The organism is Paenibacillus phyllosphaerae (assembly GCF_014192105.1).
Taxonomy (GTDB): domain Bacteria; phylum Bacillota; class Bacilli; order Paenibacillales; family Paenibacillaceae; genus Paenibacillus_Z; species Paenibacillus_Z phyllosphaerae.
Window position 1 is genome coordinate 414,650 of record NZ_JACHXK010000005.1, and the last position, 24,128, is coordinate 438,777.

At 55.5% G+C, this 24,128-nt stretch carries 27 protein-coding genes; 6 read left to right on the forward strand and 21 right to left on the reverse strand.

Going from position 1 to position 24,128, the window contains the following annotated elements; translation table 11 throughout:
* Positions 1-26: 26 nt before the first annotated feature.
* Positions 27-1,229, forward strand: coding sequence for an MFS transporter (locus tag FHS18_RS14255; protein WP_246427638.1), 1,203 nt, complete (start codon positions 27-29; stop codon positions 1,227-1,229).
* An 86-nt stretch (positions 1,230-1,315) separates the two neighbouring features.
* On the opposite strand, the gene FHS18_RS14260 is transcribed toward FHS18_RS14255, so the two are convergent.
* From FHS18_RS14260 to FHS18_RS14270, 3 genes are all read right to left on the reverse strand, one after another.
* Entirely contained in the window at positions 1,316-1,825 is a 510-nt protein-coding gene (locus tag FHS18_RS14260) for a C40 family peptidase (RefSeq protein ID WP_246427639.1), read from the reverse strand.
* Positions 1,826-1,978: 153 nt separating this feature from the next.
* Positions 1,979-2,647, reverse strand: a complete 669-nt coding sequence (locus FHS18_RS14265) for a YdeI/OmpD-associated family protein (RefSeq protein ID WP_183600727.1) — start codon at positions 2,645-2,647, stop codon at positions 1,979-1,981.
* 216 nt (positions 2,648-2,863) lie between these two features.
* Positions 2,864-3,460, reverse strand: a complete 597-nt coding sequence (locus tag FHS18_RS14270; protein ID WP_183600728.1) for a uracil-DNA glycosylase — start codon at positions 3,458-3,460, stop codon at positions 2,864-2,866.
* Positions 3,461-3,666: 206 nt separating this feature from the next.
* On the opposite strand from FHS18_RS14270, the gene FHS18_RS14275 reads away from it, so the two are divergent.
* Both FHS18_RS14275 and FHS18_RS14280 read left to right on the forward strand, forming a co-directional pair.
* Positions 3,667-4,827 carry a DUF418 domain-containing protein gene (locus tag FHS18_RS14275; protein ID WP_183600729.1) on the forward strand — a complete coding sequence of 387 codons (1,161 nt, stop codon included), beginning with the start codon at positions 3,667-3,669 and terminating at the stop codon, positions 4,825-4,827.
* Between the two features lie 234 nt (positions 4,828-5,061).
* Entirely contained in the window at positions 5,062-6,645 is a 1,584-nt protein-coding gene (locus tag FHS18_RS14280; protein ID WP_183600730.1) for a S1C family serine protease, read from the forward strand.
* Positions 6,646-6,755: 110 nt separating this feature from the next.
* Here the strand turns inward: FHS18_RS14280 and FHS18_RS14285 are convergent, their stop codons facing one another.
* A complete protein-coding gene (locus FHS18_RS14285; RefSeq protein WP_183600731.1) occupies positions 6,756-7,493 on the reverse strand; it encodes an SDR family NAD(P)-dependent oxidoreductase in 738 nt (245 codons plus the stop codon).
* 181 nt (positions 7,494-7,674) lie between these two features.
* On the opposite strand from FHS18_RS14285, the gene FHS18_RS14290 reads away from it, so the two are divergent.
* Positions 7,675-8,295, forward strand: a complete 621-nt coding sequence (locus FHS18_RS14290; protein WP_183600732.1) for a TetR/AcrR family transcriptional regulator — start codon at positions 7,675-7,677, stop codon at positions 8,293-8,295.
* 93 nt (positions 8,296-8,388) lie between these two features.
* On the opposite strand, the gene FHS18_RS14295 is transcribed toward FHS18_RS14290, so the two are convergent.
* The 7 genes from FHS18_RS14295 to FHS18_RS14325 form a co-directional block, all read right to left on the reverse strand.
* The gene (locus tag FHS18_RS14295) at positions 8,389-8,955 is read right to left on the reverse strand and encodes a YdeI/OmpD-associated family protein (RefSeq protein WP_183600733.1); all 567 of its coding nucleotides are present in this window, start codon (positions 8,953-8,955) and stop codon (positions 8,389-8,391) included.
* On the reverse strand, positions 8,945-9,478 hold the full coding sequence (locus FHS18_RS14300) for a DinB family protein (protein ID WP_183600734.1): 534 nt from the start codon (positions 9,476-9,478) through the stop codon (positions 8,945-8,947). The genes FHS18_RS14295 and FHS18_RS14300 overlap by 11 nt, the downstream gene beginning before the upstream one ends.
* An 82-nt stretch (positions 9,479-9,560) precedes the next feature.
* Positions 9,561-10,475, reverse strand: coding sequence for a helix-turn-helix transcriptional regulator (locus FHS18_RS14305; protein WP_183600735.1), 915 nt, complete (start codon positions 10,473-10,475; stop codon positions 9,561-9,563).
* Positions 10,476-10,581: 106 nt separating this feature from the next.
* Positions 10,582-11,388 carry a phosphonate ABC transporter, permease protein PhnE gene (gene phnE, locus FHS18_RS14310; protein WP_183600736.1) on the reverse strand — a complete coding sequence of 269 codons (807 nt, stop codon included), beginning with the start codon at positions 11,386-11,388 and terminating at the stop codon, positions 10,582-10,584.
* Positions 11,389-11,404: 16 nt separating this feature from the next.
* Entirely contained in the window at positions 11,405-12,220 is an 816-nt protein-coding gene (gene phnE, locus FHS18_RS14315) for a phosphonate ABC transporter, permease protein PhnE (protein ID WP_183600737.1), read from the reverse strand.
* Complete coding sequence (gene phnC, locus FHS18_RS14320) at positions 12,210-12,995, reverse strand: phosphonate ABC transporter ATP-binding protein (RefSeq protein ID WP_183600738.1); 786 nt, start codon at positions 12,993-12,995, stop codon at positions 12,210-12,212. Before phnC ends, phnE (FHS18_RS14315) begins: the two co-directional genes overlap by 11 nt.
* A 241-nt stretch (positions 12,996-13,236) precedes the next feature.
* Entirely contained in the window at positions 13,237-14,349 is a 1,113-nt protein-coding gene (locus FHS18_RS14325) for a phosphate/phosphite/phosphonate ABC transporter substrate-binding protein (protein ID WP_409348581.1), read from the reverse strand.
* Between the two features lie 189 nt (positions 14,350-14,538).
* On the opposite strand from FHS18_RS14325, the gene FHS18_RS14330 reads away from it, so the two are divergent.
* Positions 14,539-16,146, forward strand: coding sequence for a bifunctional metallophosphatase/5'-nucleotidase (locus FHS18_RS14330; protein WP_183600739.1), 1,608 nt, complete (start codon positions 14,539-14,541; stop codon positions 16,144-16,146).
* 73 nt (positions 16,147-16,219) lie between these two features.
* Here the strand turns inward: FHS18_RS14330 and FHS18_RS14335 are convergent, their stop codons facing one another.
* The 8 genes from FHS18_RS14335 to FHS18_RS14370 form a co-directional block, all read right to left on the reverse strand.
* Positions 16,220-16,996 (reverse strand): TerC family protein, encoded by a 777-nt coding sequence (locus FHS18_RS14335; RefSeq protein ID WP_183600740.1) that lies wholly within the window; start codon positions 16,994-16,996, stop codon positions 16,220-16,222.
* A gap of 155 nt (positions 16,997-17,151) precedes the next feature.
* A complete protein-coding gene (locus FHS18_RS14340) occupies positions 17,152-17,568 on the reverse strand; it encodes a DUF6157 family protein (protein ID WP_183600741.1) in 417 nt (138 codons plus the stop codon).
* A gap of 49 nt (positions 17,569-17,617) precedes the next feature.
* Positions 17,618-18,061: a hypothetical protein gene (locus tag FHS18_RS14345; protein WP_183600742.1), complete on the reverse strand. Its 444-nt coding sequence runs from the start codon at positions 18,059-18,061 to the stop codon at positions 17,618-17,620.
* 10 nt (positions 18,062-18,071) lie between these two features.
* Complete coding sequence (locus FHS18_RS14350; RefSeq protein WP_246427640.1) at positions 18,072-18,614, reverse strand: LytTR family DNA-binding domain-containing protein; 543 nt, start codon at positions 18,612-18,614, stop codon at positions 18,072-18,074.
* 27 nt (positions 18,615-18,641) lie between these two features.
* On the reverse strand, positions 18,642-19,820 hold the full coding sequence (locus tag FHS18_RS14355; RefSeq protein ID WP_183600743.1) for a serine hydrolase domain-containing protein: 1,179 nt from the start codon (positions 19,818-19,820) through the stop codon (positions 18,642-18,644).
* 288 nt (positions 19,821-20,108) lie between these two features.
* Complete coding sequence (locus FHS18_RS14360; protein ID WP_183600744.1) at positions 20,109-20,573, reverse strand: phage tail protein; 465 nt, start codon at positions 20,571-20,573, stop codon at positions 20,109-20,111.
* A 118-nt stretch (positions 20,574-20,691) separates the two neighbouring features.
* The gene (locus tag FHS18_RS14365; protein WP_183600745.1) at positions 20,692-21,018 is read right to left on the reverse strand and encodes a YciI family protein; all 327 of its coding nucleotides are present in this window, start codon (positions 21,016-21,018) and stop codon (positions 20,692-20,694) included.
* 124 nt (positions 21,019-21,142) lie between these two features.
* Positions 21,143-21,982, reverse strand: coding sequence for an SDR family oxidoreductase (locus tag FHS18_RS14370; RefSeq protein ID WP_183600746.1), 840 nt, complete (start codon positions 21,980-21,982; stop codon positions 21,143-21,145).
* 91 nt (positions 21,983-22,073) lie between these two features.
* Here FHS18_RS14370 and FHS18_RS14375 point away from each other — a divergent pair, with 91 nt between their 5' ends.
* The gene (locus FHS18_RS14375; protein WP_183600747.1) at positions 22,074-22,490 is read left to right on the forward strand and encodes a MerR family transcriptional regulator; all 417 of its coding nucleotides are present in this window, start codon (positions 22,074-22,076) and stop codon (positions 22,488-22,490) included.
* A 5-nt stretch (positions 22,491-22,495) separates the two neighbouring features.
* On the opposite strand, the gene FHS18_RS14380 is transcribed toward FHS18_RS14375, so the two are convergent.
* Both FHS18_RS14380 and FHS18_RS14385 read right to left on the reverse strand, forming a co-directional pair.
* The gene (locus FHS18_RS14380; RefSeq protein WP_183600748.1) at positions 22,496-23,278 is read right to left on the reverse strand and encodes a hypothetical protein; all 783 of its coding nucleotides are present in this window, start codon (positions 23,276-23,278) and stop codon (positions 22,496-22,498) included.
* A 170-nt stretch (positions 23,279-23,448) separates the two neighbouring features.
* On the reverse strand, positions 23,449-23,985 hold the full coding sequence (locus FHS18_RS14385; RefSeq protein WP_183600749.1) for a YceI family protein: 537 nt from the start codon (positions 23,983-23,985) through the stop codon (positions 23,449-23,451).
* Positions 23,986-24,128 lie beyond the last annotated feature (143 nt).

Below are 24,128 nucleotides of genomic sequence, written 5' to 3' on the forward strand. Positions count from 1 at the left end.
TATTTCATGAAAGGTGATCCGACATCATGGAGTTATCCAGACCTCAACTGAAGTCGGGAATGCAGCCCAAAACCAAGTCATTTCCGATCTCACTGCTCTCGCTCACCGTTGGCGCATTCGCCATCGGCATGACCGAATTCGTTATTATGGGCCTCCTGCCGAATGTGGCGGAGGACTTGAACGTCAGCATCTCCGCTGCCGGCCAGCTCATTACGATGTACGCCCTCGCCGTCGCGGTAGGTGCGCCGATCCTGACGATCGCCACGCACCGCGTCCCCCAGAAGCAGCTGCTCGTCCTGCTGATGGGCCTGTTCATTCTCGGCAACGTCATCTCGGTGATCGCGCCGAATTATGCCGTGCTGATGGCCGCCCGCGTCATCACGGCGCTGACGCACGGTACCTTCTTCGGCGTCGGCGCCGTCATCGCGTCCAGCCTCGTCGCGCCGGATCGCAAAGCCAGCGCCGTCTCGATTATGATGGCCGGCCTGACCATCGCCAACATTATCGGCGTCCCGATGGGGACGTTCATCGGCCAGCATATGGGCTGGCGCGCCTCCTTCGGGGTCATCGCCGTCATGGGCGCGATTACGTTAATCGGCATCCTCATCTTCATTCCGCGGTTGAAGCAAGCCGAGCCGGTCAGCATTAGGCAGCAGCTGACGGCACTGGCCAGCGGCAAGCTGATGCTGTTCCTGCTCATCGCGGCGCTAGGCAATGCCGGGCTGTTCGCGGTGTTCACCTACATCACGCCGCTGCTCGTGGGAGTGACCGGCTTCGCCGAACAGAGCGTCTCCTGGATCCTCGTCCTCTTCGGCGTCGGCGTTACCTTCGGCAACATTATCGGCGGCAAGCTGGCCGATTGGAAGCTGATGCCCGCAATCGTCGGCATCTACATGACGATTTGCGTGCTGCTCGCAGCGTTCACCTTCACGGTGCACCACCCGTTGCTGGCCGTATTGACGATCATCCTGTGGGGCGGCGCCGCCTTCGCCGTCTTCCCGGGCATGCAGGTCCGCATCATGAACCTGGCGCAGGCTGCGCCGGCGCTCGCTTCGACGGCCAGCCATTCCGCGGGCAACCTCGGCAATGCGACCGGCGCGTTCGTCGGCGGCGCGGTCATCACCCACATGTCGCTCACGTCGCTGCCTTGGGTCGGCGCCGTACTCGTCGGCTTGGCGCTGGCGATTACGTTGGCGGTCTATGTATCGGAACGGAATAAGACGGCTTAACGCCGCAGCGCATATAACGAACAGCCCCGGCTTCTACTGGAAGCCGGGGCTGTTCGTTATATAGGGTTATTTTACCGGGCAACAGATTACAATACGCGTCGTGCCGTCGAGTAGCGGAACGAATAGTCGCTCAGCTTGGCGATGTAGACGCCATTGATCTTGCTGCCGATCGTGTTATGAATGAACTGGCCGTTGCCGATGTAGATGCCGACATGGCTGACCGTCGATGTTTTGCCGTTATTGAAGAAGATCAGGTCGCCGACGCGCAGATTGCTCTTGGATACGTAGGTACCCTGCAATTTCTGCGAAGACGTGCCCCACTTCAAGCTTACGCCGTACTTGCCGAATACATATTTGGTAAAGGAAGAGCAGTCGAAAATAAGCGAGCTCGGATTGTTCGTCCCGTAAACATACTTCACTTTGCCTTGCAAAGATTTGGCCAACGCCACGATACTCTGTGCCTTCGCGCTTGCGCTTGTCGCGGTTGCTGCTTGGGCTTGTCCAACGAAGCTCGTCCCTACGAGCGCATTGCCAGACAAAAGAGCAACGCAACAGGTCGTTGCAATGATCGTCTTCTTCATCCAATTGTTCTTCATGTTATCATTACCTCCTGGTGTTTGTCTTATGCTGTACGAGGAGTATAACATGGGCACCAACCACCGGAGTTGAATCTTAAGGCTTTCTAATGAGGGTAAAACCTTCTTCGGCATCCAGTTGCGCTATTCCGACGCTACATCGCTATGCGCGGCTTAGTTCGATCTCCTGCGGTACAGATCCATGGTCTTGTAGCCTTCCGCCAAGACCGTCTTCATCTCTTCCCGCCGCTTCGCTCTCGTCTGTTCTTGCACGGCGCTGTACACATAACGCGCCCAGTCGCGCTGATAGCCCGGTGTAAGCGCTTGGTAGATCGCCAGCACCTCCGGCTTGTCCTGCAGATCCTTCTCGATCTCCGGCACCATCGCGACATAGTCGTCTACGGACTGGCTCGGTTTCGATGAGACTTGCGCTTTCTTCGCCTCGATCTTGAAGCCGACCACCGTGAATACGTCGTCCATCCCCACCATCCGGGCGAACTTCATGCCGCTTGTGCCGATGTAGCCGTCCTCGTCGGCCCCTAAGCCCTCGAATAACGAATCGCGATGGATGTAAGTCGGGTAGACTTTATTGCCCTTCTTCGGGTAAGCGGCATAGAGATAGCCGCCGCTCTGCAGCTTGCCTTGTGCGATGACGGTATTCACGAGCTGCCGCAGCGACTCCATATCGAGCGTAAAAGCGAAGATCAGATCGTAGCTGTCTTGCGCAAGCTCCGTATCGTAATCGGTTAAGCCCGGGAGCAGTGTGTCGCCTTGGGGCATATGAAGTACCGCGGCATGCTTATATTTGTGCAGGTTCAGTTTCTCTACGATTGTCTTAGTCATTCGCGTGATCCTCTCCTCGCTAATGGCTTGAAGCCGGCCTTCTCCATACCCGCCTTGCATCAGCCGGGTAAGTTCGATCTCAATGCGTTCAATTTGTTGCACGTGGAACAATGTCCATTATAAACGTTACCTGCTTTGAAAATGAACAAGCAATGCAAAAAGACCCCTTCATTAAGGAGTCGCACCTTGCTGATTGCTCCAACGCCTGGGCTAGCATTAGCGCTGCTTCATTACTGCTTCCCAACGATCCTTCAGAGCAGTTAAATCTTCGACGAATATTCGCATCAGGTTCGGTCGTCTTCTGACCGCCAGGGGATGGTACGTGAACCCGATCGGGATGCCCTGCACCTCATGCCAGCTTCCTCTCAATTCTTTCACGCTGGGATTTTCCATTCCCGGCAGCAGCTCTTCCGCCACGACATTGCCGAACCCGAAGAGCACGTCCGGCTTCTTCTCCCGAAGCTGCAGCTCTAGATGAGGCGAACAAGCCGACCGGGCGGCCGGCTTGTCGTAGGCACGAATCGGACGGCATTTGAGCAGGTACGTGACATAAACGGAATCGGTCGTAAGGCCCGCCGCCTTCAACCCGCGCTGCAGCGTCTCTCGTGTCCCGCATAGAAAGGCATTCCCTTCCCGATCCTCTCGTGCCCCCGGGTTATCCAGGATCAACACGATCGGTGCTTCGGGGTTACCTTCGCCCCATATAACCCTGGTACGCTGTTTGGCCAACTCACAGTTTTCGCAATGGCGGACAGCTGCAGGTGCCTCCTCTTCGGGCAGCGTGATGAATGGGTCTTGTACGGTAGAAGTCATTCTCGGCTTCCTTTCCTCATGGTTCGCATACAGCTAGTGTGACCGTTCGGAAGGCATCGTATCAGCGAGATAGCCGATTTGCCTGAGGCCATTGACGATCCGCAGTCATCTCCGCTACCATTTAATGGATAAAACAAGTGACGGACTTAGGATTCGAAACTGCTGCCTCGTAAAGATAGTGAATATCTGAACAGGAGAGGATTCCAATGTCATCTGCATTACCATCAGCGATCGTCAAACGCGCAGCCTCCTTAGATTTGGCCCGAGGCGCCATGCTGCTTCTCATTGTGCTGGCGCATGCACCGCTCTATCTGTACGCGTCGGACCCTGGCATCATGCAGCGTACGGCGAGCGTATCCCTCTTCGACCACATCGTCAACGGGTTCGGCTTCTTCTTCATCGATGCTCGGGCCAGAGCCATGTTCGCAGTGCTGTTCGGGTATGGGCTTGTGCTGGCCTTCGATCGCCTTATTGCCAAAGGAACAAGCCCAAAGCTTGCCCTCAAGTCCATTAGGCGTCGTTCATGGGTTCTGATCCTATTCGGTATCGTCCTTGCGGTCGTCATCGGCGGTCAGGACATCCTGATGGCTTACGGCGTGGCCGGGCTAATCGTCAGCCCCCTGCTTACCCGCGAACATCGGGCATGGAAGCGTACCTTCCTACTTATTACGCTGCTGTACATCTTGATCGTCCCGGTGTTCTGGGGATTCAATATGCAGGAAATGGGCAGCTACGGCTTCCCGCCAGAGGTGGCCGCCGGGGATACGTACCTGCATTCGATGCTGGGCCAGCTCGTGACGTTCCCGACGATTCCCCTCCTCATTCACGCCATGTTCCCGGTACTGCCTTCCGTACTGCTCGGGATCTGGATGGCTCGCCAACGGTTATTAACCGAGCCCCAGCGCCATTCCAAGACGCTGGCCTCGATCATTCGGATCGGATTGCCGGTCTCCCTGATTGGGGCGCTGCCGGTAACGCTGCTCGGCACCGTCTGGCATCCCGATTGGTTCACGGCCGGCCTCGCGCAAGGCCTGCATATTCTAACCGGTGTCGCGGGAGGACTTGCATATGCCGCGGTCTTCGGCCTGATCGGCGCGAAGTTGGAACAGCCGGGTCTTGCGGCGCGTTCGGTCATGGCCCTGGGTAAATGCTCGTTGACGTTCTACGTGTGGAATGAGGCGGTGCTCGTGCTGCTCTTCTCCCCGGTCGCATTCGATCTGGGCGGACTGGTAAGCAATGGGGTTGCGGCTCTGATTGCGGGCGCTGTCTGGGTGTTGGCGGTTGCTGCAGCGGCAAGCCTTGAGAAGTGGAACAAGAACGGCCCGCTCGAGGTATTGCTCAGGCGGCTGGTTAGGGGCAGACAGTAAATTGGAGACTGATGGAGACAACCGCTTACGCTCAGGCGTTGGCGGTTGTTTACGTTGTATAGAGCTGTCCTAAGGCGACAGGAACAGACATTTAACAATAAAAACACGCCATTCAAGACCCCTTTTTCGCTTCGTTGCATTCTATTTGGAGCCGCGTGTAAATACAATCGTTTCGTACTGAATAATTACCACTGGCTTCCAATATTTGCGATTACCGAAGGAGGAGCTTGGTTCATGGTGCATCCCTACAGGATTCAGCCGATGAGGCGCATGCTGCTGCGGTTGATCATCCTTTTGCTAACCTTTGCTTTCATGACGGTTGCTTATGGCCAGCAAGCCGCGGCTGCCGACGCCGATCAAGGACCGATGGATCCGAGAGTGCTGGCGGATACGAACAAACCGGGCGTCGTCATGATTGCCACGCTATACAAGGCGAGCATCTCGATTCCCCAAGTCATCATGTCGCAAGAAGCGCTGGCGCAGCTGCAGGATAAGCTGGCGCGGGACATCGTGAACGGCAAGCTAGCGAACGATCCGAATGCGATCATCGACGCCATCTTCCAGGATATTTTCAAGGATCCGCTGAAGTATCTGCTGCCGACCAAGACGGTAACGACCCAAGAAGTGCAAGCCGGGGCTACGGGGACGGGGTTCATCATTACCCCTGACGGCTATATTCTGACGAATGCTCATGTCGTCTATACGCCCGAAGACCAGCTAAAGGAACTGCTCATCATGACCGGTCTGCAGGAGCTGATCGAGCAGGACGTGACCGCCTTCATCAATGAGGTGAACGCCGCCAACTATGAGCCGACGGAGGAGACGCTGCAGCAGCTGCGGGAAGCAGCGGCCACCTTCTACATCCAATATGCGACGCTCAGCGGCATTACGACGCAGGTGTATACCGAGATGGGCGTCGCCATTCCGGGCGTTCAAGTGATGCAGAAGGGATTCGTCAGCGAGGTTAAAAAGCGCGGCGAGGTAAGTCCGGGCAAGGATGTCGCGATTCTCAAGATCGACAGCGACAATCTCCCGACCGTACCGCTCGGCGACGATGGCAGCTTGCGCACCGGGGACCAAATCTTCGTCATCGGCTATCCGGGCGCAGCCACCTTCAATCCGATGCTGGCCGATGAGAGCGTCCTCGAATCGACGCTCACCTCCGGACTGATCAGCGCCCGCAAGACGATGCCCGGCGGCTGGGACATTATGCAGGTCGATGCCGCCATGACGCACGGCAACAGCGGCGGTCCGGTGTTTAACGAGCAAGGGGATGTCATCGGGATCGCCACGTTCGGCAGCATCGATTCCTCCAATGGCGCCGAAGTGCAGGGCATGAATTTCGTCATTCCGGTCAGCATTGCCAAGCAATTCCTCAATGAGCTGAACGTGACGCCGACGGAAAGCCAGCTGACCACTTTGTACAAAGAAGGGCTGACGTTCTTCAACGAAGGCAAATACAGCAAGGCGCTCGACAAATTCAGAGAAGTGAACGAGCTCAATCCCGGCTACCCGTACATTCAGACGTTCATATCCGATTCCCGCATGGCGGTGAACAACGAACCGGATACCGGACTCAACTGGACGCTGATCCTGCTCATCGCCGGCGGTGTACTGCTCCTCATTATCCTCGTACTGGTGATCATCTTGCTGCTGCGCAAGTTTAACTTCAAGGTAGAGCGCAGGCCGAACCCTGCCCCTACGCCTCCTTCACCCCCGCCTCAGCCTGCGGTCGAGCCGGCTGCCGCGAAGCCAGCTGAGCCGCAAGCAGAATCGGCTGCGCAGCAATCGCCGGATTCCGATAAGAAGGAGAGCTGAACAGCTTGGCGATCCAATAGCAAAAAGCCTGAAGCGTCCGCTTCAGGCTTTCTTGGATGCATAGCGCTATGAGGAGGCTTGCCCACTCCGGCTTCGAACCGGCAGTCGCATTATTGCGCGGTGTATCCGCCGTCGACAACCAGGCTGCCGCCCGTCATGTAAGAAGAGTCGTCGCTCGCGAGGAACAGAACGGCTTTGGCCATCTCTTCCGCTTGGCCAAGACGCTTCATCGGCGTCATGGTTGCCAGCACTTGCTTGCTTTCTTCCGGAATGATCGGCGTGTCGATGAAGCCTGGGCACAGAGCGTTCACGCGAATGTTGTGCTCGGCATATTCCAGACCGAGCGAACGGGTCAAGTTCACGACGCCGCCTTTAGCCGCGTTGTACGCAGCCGAACCCGGCGAACCGACCCAACCGTACATCGAAGCCGTGTTGACGATGACGCCGCCGCCTGCTTTGAGCATTTCGCGGATCGAAGCACGAGCCACCAGGAATACGCCGTCGAGGTCGACGTTAACCGTATTGCGCCATTCCGCATAATCGAGGTCGTGTGTTGGCGTTACGCGGCCAATCCCTGCGTTGTTGAACACGACGTCTACTTTACCGAATGTTGCGACCGCTTGTTCGAAAACGTTCGCGACATCTTCTTCGCTCGTGATGTTCGCTTTGACGAACAGCGCTTCCGCCTGGGATGCTTTCAGCTCGCTCTCGAATGCTTTGCCCTTCTCTTCGTTCAGATCGACCAGCACCACTTTCGCGCCTTCCGAGACGAATAAGCGCGCCGTAGCTGCCCCGATACCGGATGCTCCACCTGTAATCACTGCGACTTTCCCTTGAAGTTTGCCCATCGTGGATTCCTCCAGTACAATATTTTTAATAGCAGGCACCTTGCTTGGCGCCGTACTATGTTGCGTTAACATCTTTAATTGTACGCCTGTGCCTACCACGAACCAATCAGCAAGATTATCGCGACTGTCCAATTCGTAGACACATCAAGGGAAAGTGTCTTGTTCGGGAGAGATTTTTTGTATGAACGATGAACATCTTGTGACATCTCTGCGACGGAACCGGACCAGGGAGCATCTGAAATCCGCCCTCATCAAGCTGATTAAGGATAAGGGCTACCATGCGGTCTCCGTCCGAGACATCGTCAGTCAGGCCGCCTACAACCGCAGCACCTTCTACGTCCATTACCAGGACAAAATCGAGCTGGCCGAAGATCTGCTCGCCTCGATGATGCAAGGCTTGGAGGAAGCCGTCGGCACGCCTTATATCCCAGGCCAGAAAGTCATGACGGCCAAGCTCAACCTGCCGTCCTTCCAGATCGTGACCTACATCTACGAGCACCGGGACTTCTTCGATCTCATCCAGTATGACGATACGCTGCCGGGGCTGCACACCGGTTTCCCGCAGACGATCCTGAAGATCTACATGGAGCAGTTCCAATTCGAGACGATCAACAATATCCCCGTCAACATGGACTACTTTAAGCAATACACCGCCTACGGCTTCTATGGCCTGGTGCGCACCTGGATTACGAGCGGCTTCCGCGAATCGCAGGAGATCTTCATCCAGGAAGTGATCGACCTGACCAAGACGCATATGCATGCGTTCAAGTATGTGGGTAAACGGCAGCCCGACCTTCTATAGAAACCCGGTGCCGGCATGAGCCGGTTGAGCGCCCTCTTCAGCGGCCATATCTGGGGAAGACTCGCTCTGTCATGACCATCAAGCGCTTGCCCCTTATTCGAGCAAGCGCCCATGATCGTGCCATTGGCCGTACATCCGGTTGTTTCTTGTATTGGCGATGAATTTGGCTAACCGGTGCTCGAACAATTCGGGCTGATTGCGACAGCTCTGAATCGTGTCGATCCTTACCCGCTTGTATAGATCGGGGAATGCCGCAAAGTTCGCATAGACGTGCTCGTCTTCCCGCAGCCGTCGTTCGATGTCCGGATCGATGGCGAATGACTCGGGGTCCATGGCAGGAAGCACCTTTCTTCCCTGGTCCGTCATAAGCCCCAATCGCCCGAGGCGGCGGACGCGTGCCTTGTTCAGTTCCGTCCATGAGCTTCTGCGGCTTCTGGGAGACAGTCTCTGCGCCAGCCGACCGTCCGCGAGTTTCTTCTTAACCCCATCGATCCAGCCGAAACACAACGCCTCTTCGACCGCTTCCAAATACAGCAGCCTACCCGGAGCTTGCGTCATGGTGACGACGACCCAGCAGCAAGATTCGCTCTTCCCATTCTCCTGCAGCCAATTCCTCAGTTCTTCCCTTGTTGTTGCCGGAATGAAAGTGCTAATCTCCATGGCTTCCGGCCGCCGCTTCAGACTGCTGTTGGTACCAGAACAGCGCGTAATCCTGCATCACCGAAGCATGGCCCATCTGGCGCAGCATCGTGGACACATTCCCTCTATGGTAAGTGCCGTGGTTGACTAGATGCAGCACGATCTCCGATAAGCGGGTCTGGCGAAGGCCGGCGAACGGATTATCGAGCAGGATCGCCTGCTCGAGATCGGGCTCGCTGCGTAACCATACGTCCATTCGCTCCGATAACTCGCTGAAGGCATCCGCATACTCATCCACCGTGGACAAGATTCGCGCGTTAAGCGGCATACTTGCTTGCAGCGCCTCCGGCATGCCCGTGCCCGTCAGCACTTGATACCACATCGTGTCCACCGCATAGAGATGGCTAAGCGCGTGCGCGACGGTCGGGAACGAGCTGTTCACTTCCTGACTCAGAACGGCAGGCGGCAGTTCCTTGATTCGGCCAAGAATCGTTTGGTTCGCCCAGGTGTGGTAGTTGTACATCGTTACGGGATAATTCGTCATTCGTATCGTCTCCTTCTGGCGGGTCAGCTATGAACTGAAGTTCTTGTATCTATAATAAAAAAAGATGTATGACAACAGACTGTCATACATCTTCATAAAACTTCTGCGCGCGTTGAAGCTGCTCCTTCAGGATGCCGCGCAGCGCGATCGGCTCCAACACCTCTACCCCGCTGCCGAGGCTGAGCAGAATAGACCACAGCCATTTGGCCCCTAGCGGCTGATAGACCGGGATCCGCATCGTCATGCTCCCGTCGGCATGGAATTCCCGCTCTGCCTGATGAAAGTGGTCCATCGCCTCCGCAAGCGCCTCCGTACCTACCCGGATGACGACATCCTCCTGCTGGCCTTGCCATGCCTTGGCCGCGGCGGCGTCTTCCGCCACATCGTGATGCGGCTCGAACTTCTCCTCGGTGACGGACAAATCCATTAGCCGGGACAGCCGGAATTCCCGGTAATCCCGCCGCGTTCGGCAGAACCCGTACATATACCATGTGCTGTACTTGAAGTGGAGCTTGAGCGGTTCCATCTCCCTCGTCGTACGCTCATTCTTGGCATTAATATATTCGAAGCGGACGACGTTACGCCCGGTAATCGCGGTGCGCAGATTTCGAAGGACGTCGACAGCTGAACGGTGCGTCTCCAGATTGACCGCCACACTTGGCGTATCCTGCCCCGTCTCGATCGTCTGCAGCCTTTCGATGGTCCCTTGCGCGCGCTCGTCCTCGAATACGGTCGACAGACTGCGGAGTACCGTGACCAGCGCTTGAACATCGTACGACCCGAGCAGGCTCCGATCCATCTTATAGCCGTCCATGATGCCATAGCCGCCGTTCATTCCTTGATACGACACGACCGGGAATCCCGCTGCGCAGATTACGTCGATATCGCGATAGATCGTTCTCGGTGACACCTGGAATTCCTCTGCGAGCACGGAGGCCGACAGCACCTCGTGATTCAGCAGCTTGTATATAATCGCGATCAACCGCTCTAATTTCATCAAGCACCTCCAATCATGACCATCATAACCGATTATCCGCTAAGGATGATCGTGATTGTCGAGAAAAAGTTAAAGGCCCGCCAACCAGGCGGGCCTTCGTTACGAATTATCCCTTGACCAGCTTCGAACGCAGCTTGCCCGAGACGAATTCAATGATGAGAATCAGGACGACCAGCCCGATCAGGATCGAGCCGACCTGGTCCCACTTGTAGCTTCGCATGGCGAAGATGAGCGGCGCGCCGATGCCCCCTGCACCGACAAGACCCAGGATCGACGCTTCGCGCATGTTCATATCGAAGCGATAGATCATCACCGATAGGAAGACGGATAACAGCTGCGGCACGATACCGAAGCGGATCTTCTCGAAGGTGGTGCAACCGATCGACTTCATCGATTCGAGCACGCGGGTATCGAGCTCCTCGATCGCGTCCATGTAGAGCTTGGCGAGCATGCCGATCGACGTCAGACCGACGGTGAGCACCCCGGCGAACGGCCCCGGTCCGGTCACGCGGATGAAGATAAGCCCGTACACCAGCGCCGGAATGGTACGGATCGCGATAAGCAGCAGCCTGGTGATCCAGGCAACCGGCTTCGGCACGACGTTGGAAGCGGCCAGGAAGGCGAGCGGCACGGCAAGCACAGCGCCGACGACCGTGCCCAGGAAGGCGATGGCGACCGTCTCGACGAGCAGATACAGCACGCTTTGCTTCGTCACGTTGAACAGCAGCGCCGTATCCGGATGCGTAAGTCCGTAGACAATATTGCGGGCGATCTTAAGACCGCTTTGCTCGATATCGTTAAAGTTGACCGCCGTGAACGACCAGATGAACAGCACGGCGATAATTCCCGCTATGGTCGCGATATAGAACTGCTGGCGCGGCGCGGCCGACAATTGTTTCTCGATGTGATTCATAAGCGTAAAGTTCTCCTTAGATGAGCTTGCGTCGGAAATGCTCGCTGACGCTCTCGATAATGGTGACGGTCACGATCAGCACGAGAATGATCATCCCCACCGCCGGATAATCGCGCCAGCCGAGCCCCTCGTTGATCAGCAGCCCGATGCCGCCGGCGCCGACATACCCGAGAATCGCCGCATAGCGCACATTGCCCTCGAAACAATAGAGCGACGTCGAGATATAGCCCGGGAGCACCTGCGGAATGATCGCGAAGCGGAACGCTTCGATCCTCGTCATGCCGATCGACTCCATCGCCTCAAAGGCTCCCATATCGACGTTCTCGATCTGTTCATACAGCAGCTTGCCGACGTAGGCGATCGTGAACAGCATAATCGCGACCGTTCCCGCCATCGGTCCCAGGCCGAACACGAACGTGGCAATCAGGGCGCTTACGAGCGTCGGCAAGGTCCGCAGCAGACTGAGCACCGTTTTGCTCACGGCAACAATCGCTCTCGATTGCACGATGTTGGCCGAAGCCGCTACGGCGACAGGCAAGGCTAGCAAGGCGCCGATCATGGAGCCGAGCAAGGACATCTTGATCGTGTCGAGCAGCGGCTGCCAAATATCGGCGAGACTGCCCCAGTCCGGCGGAATCATGGCGCGGAAGAGGGTGAAGAACTCGTGCATCCTCTTCCAGAGCACTTGGAAGCTGAAGCCCGTGAATCTCGCCGAGGCTACCGTGCAGACGATCAGGATAAGGACGATCAGCGGGACACGGGACCTTTTCTGCAGCACGACCTTCCCGTTCGCAAGCGCTATCGGTTTGGGTGGAAACAGCTTATCCCACATAGGACGCCTGCTCCTCGATGGCCGCTTGTTCCGCTTCCCACTTGCCGCCGTAGATGTCTTGCAGAATGGCTTGCGTCACCTTCGACGTTGCGCCGTCGAACACCACTTCGCCTTTGCGGATGCCGATAATCCGGTCCGCGTATTCCAGGGCGATCTCCACGTGATGAATATTCATAATGACGGAGATGTTCAGCTCCTTATTGATCCGCTTGAAGTCGTCCATGACGATGCGCGAGGTAACGGGATCGAGAGAAGCGATCGGTTCGTCCGCCAGAATGATGTCGGGATTCTGAGCGAGCGTCCGCGCCAGCGCCACCCGCTGCTGCTGACCGCCGGACAATTGGTCGACGCGCATGAACGCTTTGTCGAGAATGCCGACTTTATCGAGCGCCTCGAGCGCTTGGATCTTGTGCTGCTTGGTGAACATCCCCGTCCATTTGCGCCACATCGGCAGTTCCGGGACGAAGGAGACGAGCACATTGCTCAGCACGGTCGCGCGGGTCACCAGGTTGAACGATTGGAAGATCATCCCGATGCGGCGGCGGAACTTGCGGATATGCGCGCCTTTGAGCTTCGACACATCCACGTCGTCGACGATGAGCTTGCCGCTCGTAATGTCGTGCATCCGGTTAATGCAGCGGATGAGCGTCGACTTGCCCGCTCCGGACAGGCCGATGACCGCCACGAATTCGCCCTGTTCGATCGTTAAGTTAATGTTCTGCAGCGCGGCTGTCCCATTGGGGTAGGTCTTGTTCACTTCTATGAAGGCAATCATCGGTGGCATTCAATCCTTTAATCGTAGATTGGTAGAAAAAGAGAATGAGAACATCACGGTTTCATGATGTTCTCAGACAGATTGGTTTGCATCCATGGGAAAGGGATGCAGCATTCTGGCGAAATAGATTGGTTTGCATCCATGGGATAGGGATGCAGCATTCTGGCGAATAGATTGGTTTGCATCCATAGGAAAGGGATGCAGCATTCTGGCGAATAGATTGGTTGCATCCCCACTCAATCTATTTCATGCTGCGCAGTAATTCCTGGGCTTTACGCTCGCCGTCGTAATCCGCCGATTGCGCTTCCTTGTACCCTTCATGCGAGTAGATCGCGATAACCTCTTTGCCTTGGTCCGTGCCGGCAATGGCGATGAACGCTTCTTGCAGCGCCTTCTTCAGGTCGTCGTTCATGATCGGCGAGTTCTTGCTCACGCTGATCGTGTCGTTGTAGATCGGCTCCGTCACGGCGATGACGTTCGTGTCATCCCAGATCGTGCCTTTGCCGCCGTACTCGCTGGTCCACTTCTCTTCATTGTCGCGGCGTGCGTCGGCATAAGCGACGATGACGTCGGCTTGTCCTGCGGCCAGACGCGCGAACGAGCTGCCGTAGGAATCGGATTGCGTCACTTTGCTCAGATCCGTCAGGCCTTTGCTGAATTTGTTCTGCAGCCACAGCGTCGGATAGATGTAGCCAGCGGAAGAGGAAGTGGACATGACCGCCCAGTTGGCGCTGTCGAGATCTTCCCATGTCAGCTCTTCGCCTTTGTTCACTTTCGCCGAGAGCTCTTGGCCTTTGGCGGAAGGACCTGCGATGAACAGTGCGCGGTAGTAAGAAGCTTGCTGATCATCCAAGCCCGTCGTCGGCTTGTTGTCGTTCCAGTCCTTCGCATTGTCCGAGTCGTTCGACAGCGCTTTGCGCGTCGCCGTCAGAATAACTTCGGCGCCATCGTCATACAGCGTGTATGTACCGCCAGGGATCAGGCCGATGTCCGTCGTACCCGCGCTAAGCGCCTCGCCTACTGCTTCGTAAGTCGTGCCTACGTCGATTTGCACGCTGCCTACGTTATAGCCTTGCGTCGCCAGCTGATTCTTCAGCAACTCTTTGAGCGGCTCGGTTGTCGTGATGATTTGCTCCGGATCTTTGGAAGGGACGAAGCTTACTTTCAACACGTCGATCGTCTTGGCCGTATCTGCTGCAGGCGTCTCCGCCGCGTTCGTTTCTGTCTGCGTACCCGTATTTCCCGCATTGCCTGCAGCGTTGTTCCCGCTGTTGTTGGCATTGTTCGACCCGCAGCCCGCGAGCAACCCGATGGCCAATACGGCAGTCGTAAGCATTTTGAATGTGTTCTTCACTTGGAAACCTCCACCACTTTTTATATATTCTGTTGGAACTCGATCACTTCAGCAGTATATAACGGCTTTATTAACGACTCGTCAGAGGGAGTTAAAGAACTTGTAAATCGCGCTAGATTCGTTCAATCTGCTAGAGGCTTTGTGCTAGAATGGGGGCAATCTGGCTAGGTATAGGAGTGGGAAGACAAGATGCGAGTCGAACAATGCGAAGTGGTGCTGTTGGCAACCAGCGATCTGCACGGTTTTATCTGTCCTCGAAGCTACGCTACCCGCGATGAGGTCGGGCACGGGCTTGCCCGGGTGGCGAACATCGTGAAGGAGCAACGGCAGCTGCATGCGCATACGCTGCTGATCGATAACGGGGATGCGCTGCAGGGCACACCGCTGACGTACTATCATGCGCGGGTCAACGCTGAGCCGGCGAATCCCGTCGTCGCTTGCATGAACGAGCTGCGCTACGACGCCGCCGTGCTCGGCAACCATGAATTTAACTACGGGCTGCCCTACTTGCGCAGCGCGGTTGAAGCGTCCGGCTTCCCTTGGCTGTCGGCCAATATTCGGGAGGCGGCAACCGGCGCGCCGTTGTTCGGCAAACCGTATCTCGTTCGCGAGCTGGATAACGGCGTGCGGATCGGGGTGTTGGGCTTGACGACGTCGTATATCCCGAACTGGGAGCAGCCGCAGCATATTGAGGGAATCCTTTTTGACGATCCGGTGGAAACCGCTCGGCATTGGGTCGATGTGATGAAACGAGAGGAACGCGTCGACGTCGTCGTTGTGTCGTACCACGGCGGCTTCGAGCGTGACGTGGAGACAGGCGTACCGACGGAGCCGCTGACGGGCGAGAATGTCGGGTATGCACTCTGCCAGCAGGTGGAGGGCATCAATGTGCTGCTGACCGGCCATCAGCATCGCACGATTGAGAGCTGCCACATTAACGGCGTGTGCGTGGTGCAGCCTGCGAATGAAGGGCGGTACTTGGGGAAAGTGACGCTGGAGCTTGAGCAAGGCGAGTCGGGCTGGAGCGTGGCGAGCAGTCGGTCGGCCTTGATCGACGCCGCGGATTACGGGGCGGACGAGAGGATGGAGCTTATCGCCGATGAGGTCGAAACGTTAACGCAGACGTGGCTGGACCAACCGATTGGCTTCGTGGACGGCAATATGACGATTGCCGCGCATGCCGACGTCCGGCTCCGCGAACACCCGCTCATCGAGTTCATCAACCGCGTGCAAATGGACGTCTCCGGAGCGCGCATCTCGAACACCGCCCTGTTCGATAATCTGTCTCCGGGCTTCGGTTCGCGCATCACGATGCGGGATATCGTCTCTAACTACATCTATCCGAATACGTTGAAGGTGATCCGCATCTCCGGGCGTGATATCCGAAGCGCGCTCGAGAAGTCTGCGGAATACTTTGCGCTCGATGCGCAAGGCAAGATCGTCGTCAGCGATGCCTTCCTCCTGCCGAAGCCGCAGCATTACAACTATGACATGTGGGAAGGCATCGACTATGTGCTGGACATCGCTCAGCCGATCGGTCAGCGCGTCGTCAAGCTGGAGCTTAACGGCCAGCCGCTGGCTGAGGATGAGCCGTTCGACGTCGTCATGAACAATTACCGGGCGGGCGGCGGCGGCAACTTCGCGATGTTCCAGGACAAACCGGTCGTGAAGGACATCGCCACCGACATGGTGGAGCTGCTGGCCGACTATATTCGGGAACGGGGCCGCATTACGGCTGGCGCGAACGGGAATTGGCGCGTGGTGAACGGACGGACGAGCAGCATAGATGCACGGTGAGACAAGCAAGTGGCCAGCCCCGATGCGGGACTGGCCATTATTTGTTGCATAGACGATTCGGAGCTTCGGCGGCTTAGAGGGAATCCGCCTCCGATTTATTTTTACTCGCCGGGGTGAACCAGCCGAGGAGCGCGATCCCCACTAACACCGCATAGAAGATGATCGTCCAGGTCGTGCTATGCGGAAAATGATGATCCAGCACGCCGATATCTTCGTGTGCGAGCGTAATGACCGCAAGCTTCACGCCGACCCAAGCAACGATCGCGTACGCCGTTGTCTCCAGTGCCGGACGGTCAGCTAGCAGCTTGACGAACCAAGTGGCCGCGAATTTGATCAAGACGAGGCCCGCGATTCCGCCAAGAACGACGACGATGAATTTGCCGCCGTCCATTCCGCCGAAATTATCGAGCGGCGAATCCGGCAGTCCGAGCGCGAGCGCCACCGCAGCCAGAATGGAGTCGATCGCGAAGGCGAGATCCGCCAGCGCGATTTTGCCTACGGTCGGCCAGAATCCTTTGCCTGCGGCGTCCTTCTTGACGTCTTCGCGGATGTTCTCGTTCTCCTTGCCGAACTTCGCCTTAATGATGTGCTTCAGGCCGAGGTACAACAGGTACGCCGCCCCGATCGCCTGGATCTGCCACACATTCGCAATGAAAGAGATCGCAAACAGCGCCGCGAACCGGAACACGAACGCCATGATGATACCATAGTTGATGGCCCTCTTCTTCTGATCCTCCGGCAGATGCTTCGCAATGACCGCCAAGACGAGCGCGTTATCCGCCGACAGCAATCCTTCCAGACCGATCAGAATGAGTAGTGCCCACGCATACTCTAACCATAAGGAATCCAACTTGAGTTCTCCCCTTTACTTCATGGTAAGTACCGCACACCGACAAAGCCACTCGTCGTTAATATTGGCTTGCTCTGCTATTGGTATACGGATGAAGTTGGCGAGGGATTTCAAGTTTTTTCCACGTTTTTGACTTTTTGGGGATATGGCCCGCTTTAAGGCTTGGCTCGGCTCGAGCGCATCGCTTTCACCTGCTTGAGGCTGGCATCCTGCGACAGATCCCCATACGCCTCGGATTCAACGGCATATAAGGCCACCTTGCCTTCGGTATCGTGATGGAATCCCCAGCCGTACCGTTTCCCGAGCGACGACGTCCGCAGACAAGGCTGTCCTTTGGCGAAAAAAGCTTCGCGAGCCGCTGACCGCTGCTCCTCCGCGACCTCATTGCGCATCGCGTACACTTCGAACAACACGTCTTCCTGCGTATAGCGGTAAGGATGGCCGGCGATCATTTCATACTGAAGAACGGGAACGGGCTTCGCATCGCCCTTGGCCTGCGGAATCTCGGCATTTGTTACGGGACAGTCCTCGGCCACGCCGATAAACGTGTCATAATAGTTATGGTCTTTCATGAACGATTGCCCCCTTAGCGGTCGGTTCTGCTGCTTCCTCAATCGGTAATCAATCGGTATAACTATTCGCTTCCAAGGAAGCCTGAAACCTTTTTAATTTAAGCTGCGCCCGACGATACATCAAGTAGTCGAATAGATTCGCTATGCATATGATGCTCAGCACGATGATCAATGCCGATACGAATTCCCCTTTGTCCCCCGCACGGCTACCCGAAATCAGGATCAAGGCCCCCATGATCATCGTCGTTACGGCTAAAGCGATAAGGTTGTTGATAAAAAAGTACATCCGAGCGTTCGCGAGGCGAATCGGAAGGACCGAAGTGAGCCATTCCGTAAGCAGCCCCACCATGAAGCCGATGCTGCCGCTGGCTAGAACGGCCATGACCTTATCTTCAAAGAGCGCATCGGACGGGTCATACACCTGCAGGATGATACCCAGGAAGAGACCAAGAAAGAAGGACTTAATCATATTGCCGAAGTGAATATTCTCCATGCCGGTTCTCCTATATGTTCAGTGTATTCCTAAGCTTCTTAGAGAACATTTTCGATACTTCCAGTTCCGTCTGGTTATCCATGCGCAGGACGTACCGGGAATTAAACCAGGGCACGATCTCTTTGACATGCAACAGATTCGCGAGCTGGGACTTATTGATCCGTATGAAGCCTTTGGCCGCCCAAGTATTCTCGTAGTATTGCAACGTTTCTTTGATGCTGTACGGCTTCGACTTGGTATGCGCCATGAGACCGTCCGGACCCGCTTCGATAAATACGATATCGCGCGGTTCGATCACCGCGAATTTATTATCGCTTAAGCCCGTCAGCGCATGCCAAGCCAGCAGGTCCTCCCGAACGCCGGACACCAGCAGCTTAACGACATCCATATAGTCGATGGCATCGAAGACGACGCTTAGCTTATCGCCGGGAATATCGAATCCCCGTTCGACGAGCGTCACGTCGCTGTCCGGATCCAGCTCGATCTGATACTTGGCCAACTCGTGCTTCAGCTTGACATGGACTTTATTCGAACACAATAATTGAACCATCATGTGTCTCCTCATGAGGTTGTGGAGTGATTATTTCTCTTTGATTCTATCATAGATCATCCTTATTTTTACCAATTCTTCGATACCCTTCTCCGCAAAATCGAGCGATCCGAAGTTAGCGATAAAGATGGTGTCCGTCTTCTTGTCATATAAAACATACGTTCCGGTAGCTCCGACGCCGCCGTAGACATCGTTCATCGTGCCTAACAGAAATGACAGCTCTCTGAAATCGAAGTACATCATCCCCATGCCGTAATAAATCCCTTTGTCATAGCGCTGACTGAAATCCGTCATCTGGCTATAGACTCCGTCTGATAGTAACGCCCCAGCTTCGAGCGCCCGCATGAGCGTTAATAGGTCATCCATGGTGGTGACTACGCCGCCTCCGGCCCAATCGACGGATAGCGCATTGCGCTGGCTAACATCGATGCCGTTCAAGTAGAGGCCTAGCTTATCCGCCTGCTTATCCTTGTCGAACAAATAGCTGTCCTTCATGCCAAGCGGCTCGAATAATCGCTCTTCCAGGATCTTCGCATACGGCTTGCCCTCAATCGCCTCCAGAATCAATCCCAACAGCACATAGCCCGTATCGGAGTAATGGAATTGTTGGCCCGGCGTTCCTACAGGCTCTTGCCGATCCCGCGTGAACGCAATCAGATCTGCCGGAGTGAAGGAGAGATCGGGATTAGCCGTGATCATCTCCAGCATGGGCTGCCCGCTGGTTACCGGTCCTTCAAAATAGTCGGCAACGCCGGATGTGTGGCTAAGAAGTTGTCTAACCGTTACCTGATCACTATAATCCGTGCCATCCACGACGAAGAGCCCCTTCAAGGTATTGGCATGCAGCCAAGAGGCGATCGTATCGTCGAAGCTGATTCTCCCCTCGTCGACTAACAGACCGAAGATCGCCGCGCACATCGTCTTGCCGACGCTGGCTGCATGATAGGGACTATCGGTGCGAACCGGATCGCTTGTGCCGTGATGCGTCGTTCCTGCCGCGAATTGTTCCAAGTAGCCGGTCTGCCCGGAGGCGATCGTTAATAAGGCGCCGGATAACGATTCATTGTTGGAGACGACTTTCGTTAAATGCCGTTCAATCTTCTCCGTTGCGGCCTCCTCCGATATCGGCCGGTTCACATAGGCTAATACGCCGATTCCAATGCCCACAAAGACGACGACGCCGACAATAATCCGAATGGCTAGTTTCATATGGACCACCTTTCGTTTCACGTTGCTTGCATACCTTAATTTAAGCGGCGGTCCGGCCATTGCGGAATAGTTATCGGCTAAGCGGTCGTAACTCGTGGGTAAGAGGGCAATATCGAGGTCCAAAGTTATGCGGGGAATGTCGGGGAATGGCGTAAAAGGGCATAGAAAAAGGCCGTCGAAACGTTCTCGACAGCCTGGGCATCCTAGATCGAGCGATGCCTGACTTATTTGGTCGCGCGGCTATGAGCGCCATCACTGGCTTCTGCCAGGTGCCCTTCCCTTCATAACTTAATATTCGCCTTTAATGACAAAATACGAGCCTCGAATCGTTCCGGCCAATGCAGACTTCTGCCTCGCGAACTTAAACTTCCCTTCAAGCTCCTGCGGGATCTCCATCCCTTCCGACAGCTTGAACCCGACGGCCCGCTTCTTCGGGTCGTCCACGGTATACATGACGTTGATTGAGAGCCCGTCCTCATAAAATACGTAGGCGAATTGGATATTCTCCACCTGAAACCGCGACGTCTCCAGCGGTCGGGCAGCAAATGCAAGATTACGTTCTTCCTGCAAGACGCGGTTCACGTAATCGAGGGTCTCCTGACTTTCGCTAGCGGGTACCACCGTAAATACATGTTTGTACTTATTCATGAAGTACCGGGCTTCATTGGCACGTAAGCCTGCCAGCGCCTCTGCTACCGGCGAGGACTCTACCCCAACCGTAGACACGTTCTTAAAATCAACGATAGATGACATTATTGATCCCTCCCATTCTAGTAGAATAGCCTTTCTATCTATTATGGCCTACCGCTAGCAATCTATCCATGGCTCGAAGCCATCCTTTGCGGGATGGCTTCACATGTCATGCTGTCTGTTATTTGGGCACAACGGCCATCATCGGATAAAACTCCGTCGTCATAATTCCCGCAATAACGGCGGGATCTTCTGCGATGAGTTGCGGGACTTGATCGGCATGCTCCACCTCGATGACGGCGAGGCCATGCGGATCGTCCTTTTTCCGGACAGGTCCGAAAACAAGGGCAATCCCCTGATTCTGCTTTTCCGTCCAATAGGCGATATGCTGGTGCATCGTGCTGCGTTCTTCGGCCGTCATATCCTCCGAGAACGTTGCCCTTGGCGGCGTGGACCATAACATGAAGTGCATTTTGCCCGGATTGCCGCTTGCGTTGTTATCCGACATGACAGAACAACCTCCAATACCCTTGAGTAGCGGGTCCGTACCCAGACACCTAATGCTAATATGCCTTAAATGCCTGGCAAAATGCAATTGGCACCCGCGACGTCGCTAACGGCAAGTTTCCTGCTTAAACCGATTCGTTGTTGAAATAGTGTCCTTGTTCAAGGTCCGGCATCAGCGCCGCGTGTACGGGACGCCATCCCACTAGGGCTTGCGTCTGTGCGCTCGACCTCGGAATATCGAGCCCTGCGAGTATGCCTAGAAATCCGAAATGGGCGCTTGCCTCTTCGCGTGGAATGCTGCTCGCCGGGAGGTTCAGGCGCTCGCCGATGACGCCCGCGATGTCTCGGAATGGCACGCCCTCGTCAGCTACACCGTCCAACCGCGACCCGGCCGGAGCGGACTCTACCGCCAAGCGGAACAGGGACGCTGCATCTAGACGGTGGACAGCCGGCCAACGGTTGGCCCCGTCGCCGATGTAGGCAGACACGCTTTTGCTTCGCGCGATGTTGATCAACGTTGGCACAAAACCTTTGTCGCCCTCGCCGTGCACGGTTGGCGCTAACGACACGATCGATGTGCGCACCCCTTGCTGAGCTAGTGCCATCACTGCATTCTCTGACGCTTCCCCATTCGCGTGAGCCGTAATTACGAAAGGCTTGCCGGAACCTGTGAGCACTTCGCCGATCGCTTCGATGGCTTGAAGATCGGTCCTGAGCGCCCCCGGGAAGTCTGAGAAGTCGTGATTGAACGCCAGATGAATGACGCCGTCTGCAGCTGCAGCTCCACTGCGGAGGCTTCCCAGGTCTTCCAACGACCCGATATGCGCTTCGGCTCCGGCTTCCTTAAGTTGCGCGACGCCTTTATCCGAGCGAGTCAAACCGACGACCTGGTGGCCGGCATGAATTAGTTCCTGGACGACGGCAGAACCGATGTATCCTGTTGCTCCCGTAACGAAAATACGCATGATGATCTCCCCTTTTGCTTTTGATCTTGACCACTTTACTGTAAACTATAGAGTTAACTCTATAGCAAGCGTTCAAGGAGGAGCGTCATTCATGAAAATTCAGGAACTCGCCGACAAGACCGGATTATCGATTCACACCATTCGTTATTATGAGAAGGAAGGCTTATTGGACACTCGCCATGTCCAGCGGGATAACAATAACTATCGTAACTATTCGGACGCAGCGCTCGAACGCATGAAACTGATCAAGAAGTTCCAGGGCATCGGCTGTTCGCTCATGGAGCTGAAGGACATCCTGAAGGATCACGATACGAACACGCGCAGCAATCAACAAGTCATCGAATGGATCTCCTCCAAGATCGATGAGATCGAGCGCAAGAAGGAGGAGTATGACCACATGCTGGCTACGCTGAACCTGATGCTAGAGTACCACATTGCTTTGGAGAACGATCCCGAGAAGGCGCAAGCGATGTTAAAAAGGATGCAGTCGATGCAGCATACCGAATAAGTTCGCTAGTCGAGCGACCGAGTGAGCTGAGCCAATCGCCGTATCTCTTCGCTCATTCTTCGATTAACGGGATACGCGTCCTCGATGAAAGCTAGAATGCGAAGCGCCGATTCGGGCACGCGATCGTAGCCCTGGATCATCTCTCCTACGATATCCGCAAAACGGGGGAATCTCTTCTCGACCCGCCGCTCGTTGCCGAATGGGTCAGGATAGTAATCCACCTCCTGCTCCAGCAAGTGGAGCACGGATAGAATTCTGTCCACGGCGTAACCTTGCACGAACCTCGTCGCGGATAGACGCTCCCCCCTTGCATAGCGGCCGAGACCGACGTAAAGATTCGTTAACGCTTCGTTCAGCGGGAAGTCCAACGCATCCTTTTTCAGACTAGGGATCGGGTTCGGCGAGTCGGCGATTGTCGTATTGGTGTACGCTGGATCCTTCCATATGACCCGGCCGCCCCTATAGGAGGCGCTCGCCAGCTCCCGCTCTTCGAATACCGCATATTCCCCGAAAATACCGTCCTCGAACAGCACCTTACAACCCACATCCGAATTCTTGAAGGAATAGGCAAGCGGATATGTCTCTTCGAGCCAATCCAAGCGGTCGATATAGCGGTCTTTCTCCCCCGGCTTGACGATAACGAAGAAATCCAAATCCGAATAGTCATCCAACCGCTCCGTCTCGGCCCCGACGGAACCGACCCCTAACAAGACAAGAGCTCCCCCTTTGCGTTCAAGCGTCTTGCCGATCTCGCCCAGCCGCCGCAGCAGCAAATCTGTTCCTCGCATGACGATTCCTCCCCTGGTCGTGGAATGCAAAAAGGGTCCAACCCGCACTTCTCAGCGAGGTTGAACCCGAAGGTTACATAGCCTTTATTTATCACACTGTGAAATTATCACGGATGCGCGGTTGGCGTCAATTAGAATAAATTGATCTTGCCTGTCCAGGAATGGAAGACTTAGTCGACGATTCTAACTGCCTCAATATTGAGCTCGATTCTCACTTCATTGCCGAGGATGACGCCGCCTGCTTCCAGCGGAGAATTAAACGTCAACCCAAATTCATTGCGTTCGATACGGGCCGTTGAATGGAACCCGGCGCGTTCCCGGCCGCGGGGATCTTTGTTTACGCCTGCGAAAACAGTATGGAACGTAACGGGTTTTGTTACGCCATGAAGCGTTAAATCGCCTGTCAGTTCATACTGGCTTTCGCCAGCAAGGGTACAGCCGGTGGTCTCAAACGTAATGGCCGGATATTGATCTACATGAAGGAAGTCGCCGCTCTTCAGATGCTCATCCCGTTGCGGCTGGCGGGTCGTGATACTGTTCGCGTCGATAGAAGCTTGAATATCCATAGCTGTTGGAATATCAGGGTCAAAGCTTACGTTGGCTTGGAAATGCTCGAATACGCCTTTGATTCGGTTAATCATTAAATGCGTCACCGAAAACTCAATAGAGCTGTGCTCCGGATCTACTGCCCATTTGATCGTGCTCATACCTACATTCCGCCTTTTCGTTAAAATGGTGAGAAGGGTCGCCCGTTCTCCAAGACTCTACGATATTCGTATACTCCGACTATACAAAAACGCTACTGACAACAGGATGTCAGTAGCGTTTGGAGTAATTCGGCTTGGGCGCC

Bases quoted from the DNA above. Each gene is read 5' to 3' on its own strand.
- FHS18_RS14355 (WP_183600743.1), bottom strand. From the start codon at position 19,820: ATGAAACTAGCCATTCGGATTATTGTCGGCGTCGTCGTCTTTGTGGGC.
- FHS18_RS14350 (WP_246427640.1), bottom strand. From the start codon at position 18,614: ATGATGGTTCAATTATTGTGTTCGAATAAAGTCCATGTCAAGCTGAAG.
- FHS18_RS14260 (WP_246427639.1), bottom strand. From the start codon at position 1,825: ATGAAGAACAATTGGATGAAGAAGACGATCATTGCAACGACCTGTTGC.
- FHS18_RS14375 (WP_183600747.1), top strand. From the start codon at position 22,074: ATGAAAATTCAGGAACTCGCCGACAAGACCGGATTATCGATTCACACC.
- FHS18_RS14285 (WP_183600731.1), bottom strand. From the start codon at position 7,493: ATGGGCAAACTTCAAGGGAAAGTCGCAGTGATTACAGGTGGAGCATCC.
- FHS18_RS14255 (WP_246427638.1), top strand. From the start codon at position 27: ATGGAGTTATCCAGACCTCAACTGAAGTCGGGAATGCAGCCCAAAACC.
- FHS18_RS14295 (WP_183600733.1), bottom strand. From the start codon at position 8,955: ATGGAGATTAGCACTTTCATTCCGGCAACAACAAGGGAAGAACTGAGG.
- phnC (WP_183600738.1), bottom strand. From the start codon at position 12,995: ATGATTGCCTTCATAGAAGTGAACAAGACCTACCCCAATGGGACAGCC.
- FHS18_RS14280 (WP_183600730.1), top strand. From the start codon at position 5,062: ATGGTGCATCCCTACAGGATTCAGCCGATGAGGCGCATGCTGCTGCGG.
- FHS18_RS14385 (WP_183600749.1), bottom strand. From the start codon at position 23,985: ATGAGCACGATCAAATGGGCAGTAGATCCGGAGCACAGCTCTATTGAG.
- FHS18_RS14370 (WP_183600746.1), bottom strand. From the start codon at position 21,982: ATGCGTATTTTCGTTACGGGAGCAACAGGATACATCGGTTCTGCCGTC.
- FHS18_RS14340 (WP_183600741.1), bottom strand. From the start codon at position 17,568: ATGAAAGACCATAACTATTATGACACGTTTATCGGCGTGGCCGAGGAC.
- phnE (WP_183600737.1), bottom strand. From the start codon at position 12,220: ATGTGGGATAAGCTGTTTCCACCCAAACCGATAGCGCTTGCGAACGGG.
- FHS18_RS14300 (WP_183600734.1), bottom strand. From the start codon at position 9,478: ATGACGAATTATCCCGTAACGATGTACAACTACCACACCTGGGCGAAC.
- FHS18_RS14270 (WP_183600728.1), bottom strand. From the start codon at position 3,460: ATGACTTCTACCGTACAAGACCCATTCATCACGCTGCCCGAAGAGGAG.
- FHS18_RS14360 (WP_183600744.1), bottom strand. From the start codon at position 20,573: ATGTCATCTATCGTTGATTTTAAGAACGTGTCTACGGTTGGGGTAGAG.
- FHS18_RS14265 (WP_183600727.1), bottom strand. From the start codon at position 2,647: ATGACTAAGACAATCGTAGAGAAACTGAACCTGCACAAATATAAGCAT.
- FHS18_RS14330 (WP_183600739.1), top strand. From the start codon at position 14,539: ATGCGAGTCGAACAATGCGAAGTGGTGCTGTTGGCAACCAGCGATCTG.
- FHS18_RS14305 (WP_183600735.1), bottom strand. From the start codon at position 10,475: ATGAAATTAGAGCGGTTGATCGCGATTATATACAAGCTGCTGAATCAC.
- FHS18_RS14365 (WP_183600745.1), bottom strand. From the start codon at position 21,018: ATGTCGGATAACAACGCAAGCGGCAATCCGGGCAAAATGCACTTCATG.
- FHS18_RS14380 (WP_183600748.1), bottom strand. From the start codon at position 23,278: ATGCGAGGAACAGATTTGCTGCTGCGGCGGCTGGGCGAGATCGGCAAG.
- FHS18_RS14275 (WP_183600729.1), top strand. From the start codon at position 3,667: ATGTCATCTGCATTACCATCAGCGATCGTCAAACGCGCAGCCTCCTTA.
- FHS18_RS14345 (WP_183600742.1), bottom strand. From the start codon at position 18,061: ATGGAGAATATTCACTTCGGCAATATGATTAAGTCCTTCTTTCTTGGT.
- FHS18_RS14290 (WP_183600732.1), top strand. From the start codon at position 7,675: ATGAACGATGAACATCTTGTGACATCTCTGCGACGGAACCGGACCAGG.
- phnE (WP_183600736.1), bottom strand. From the start codon at position 11,388: ATGAATCACATCGAGAAACAATTGTCGGCCGCGCCGCGCCAGCAGTTC.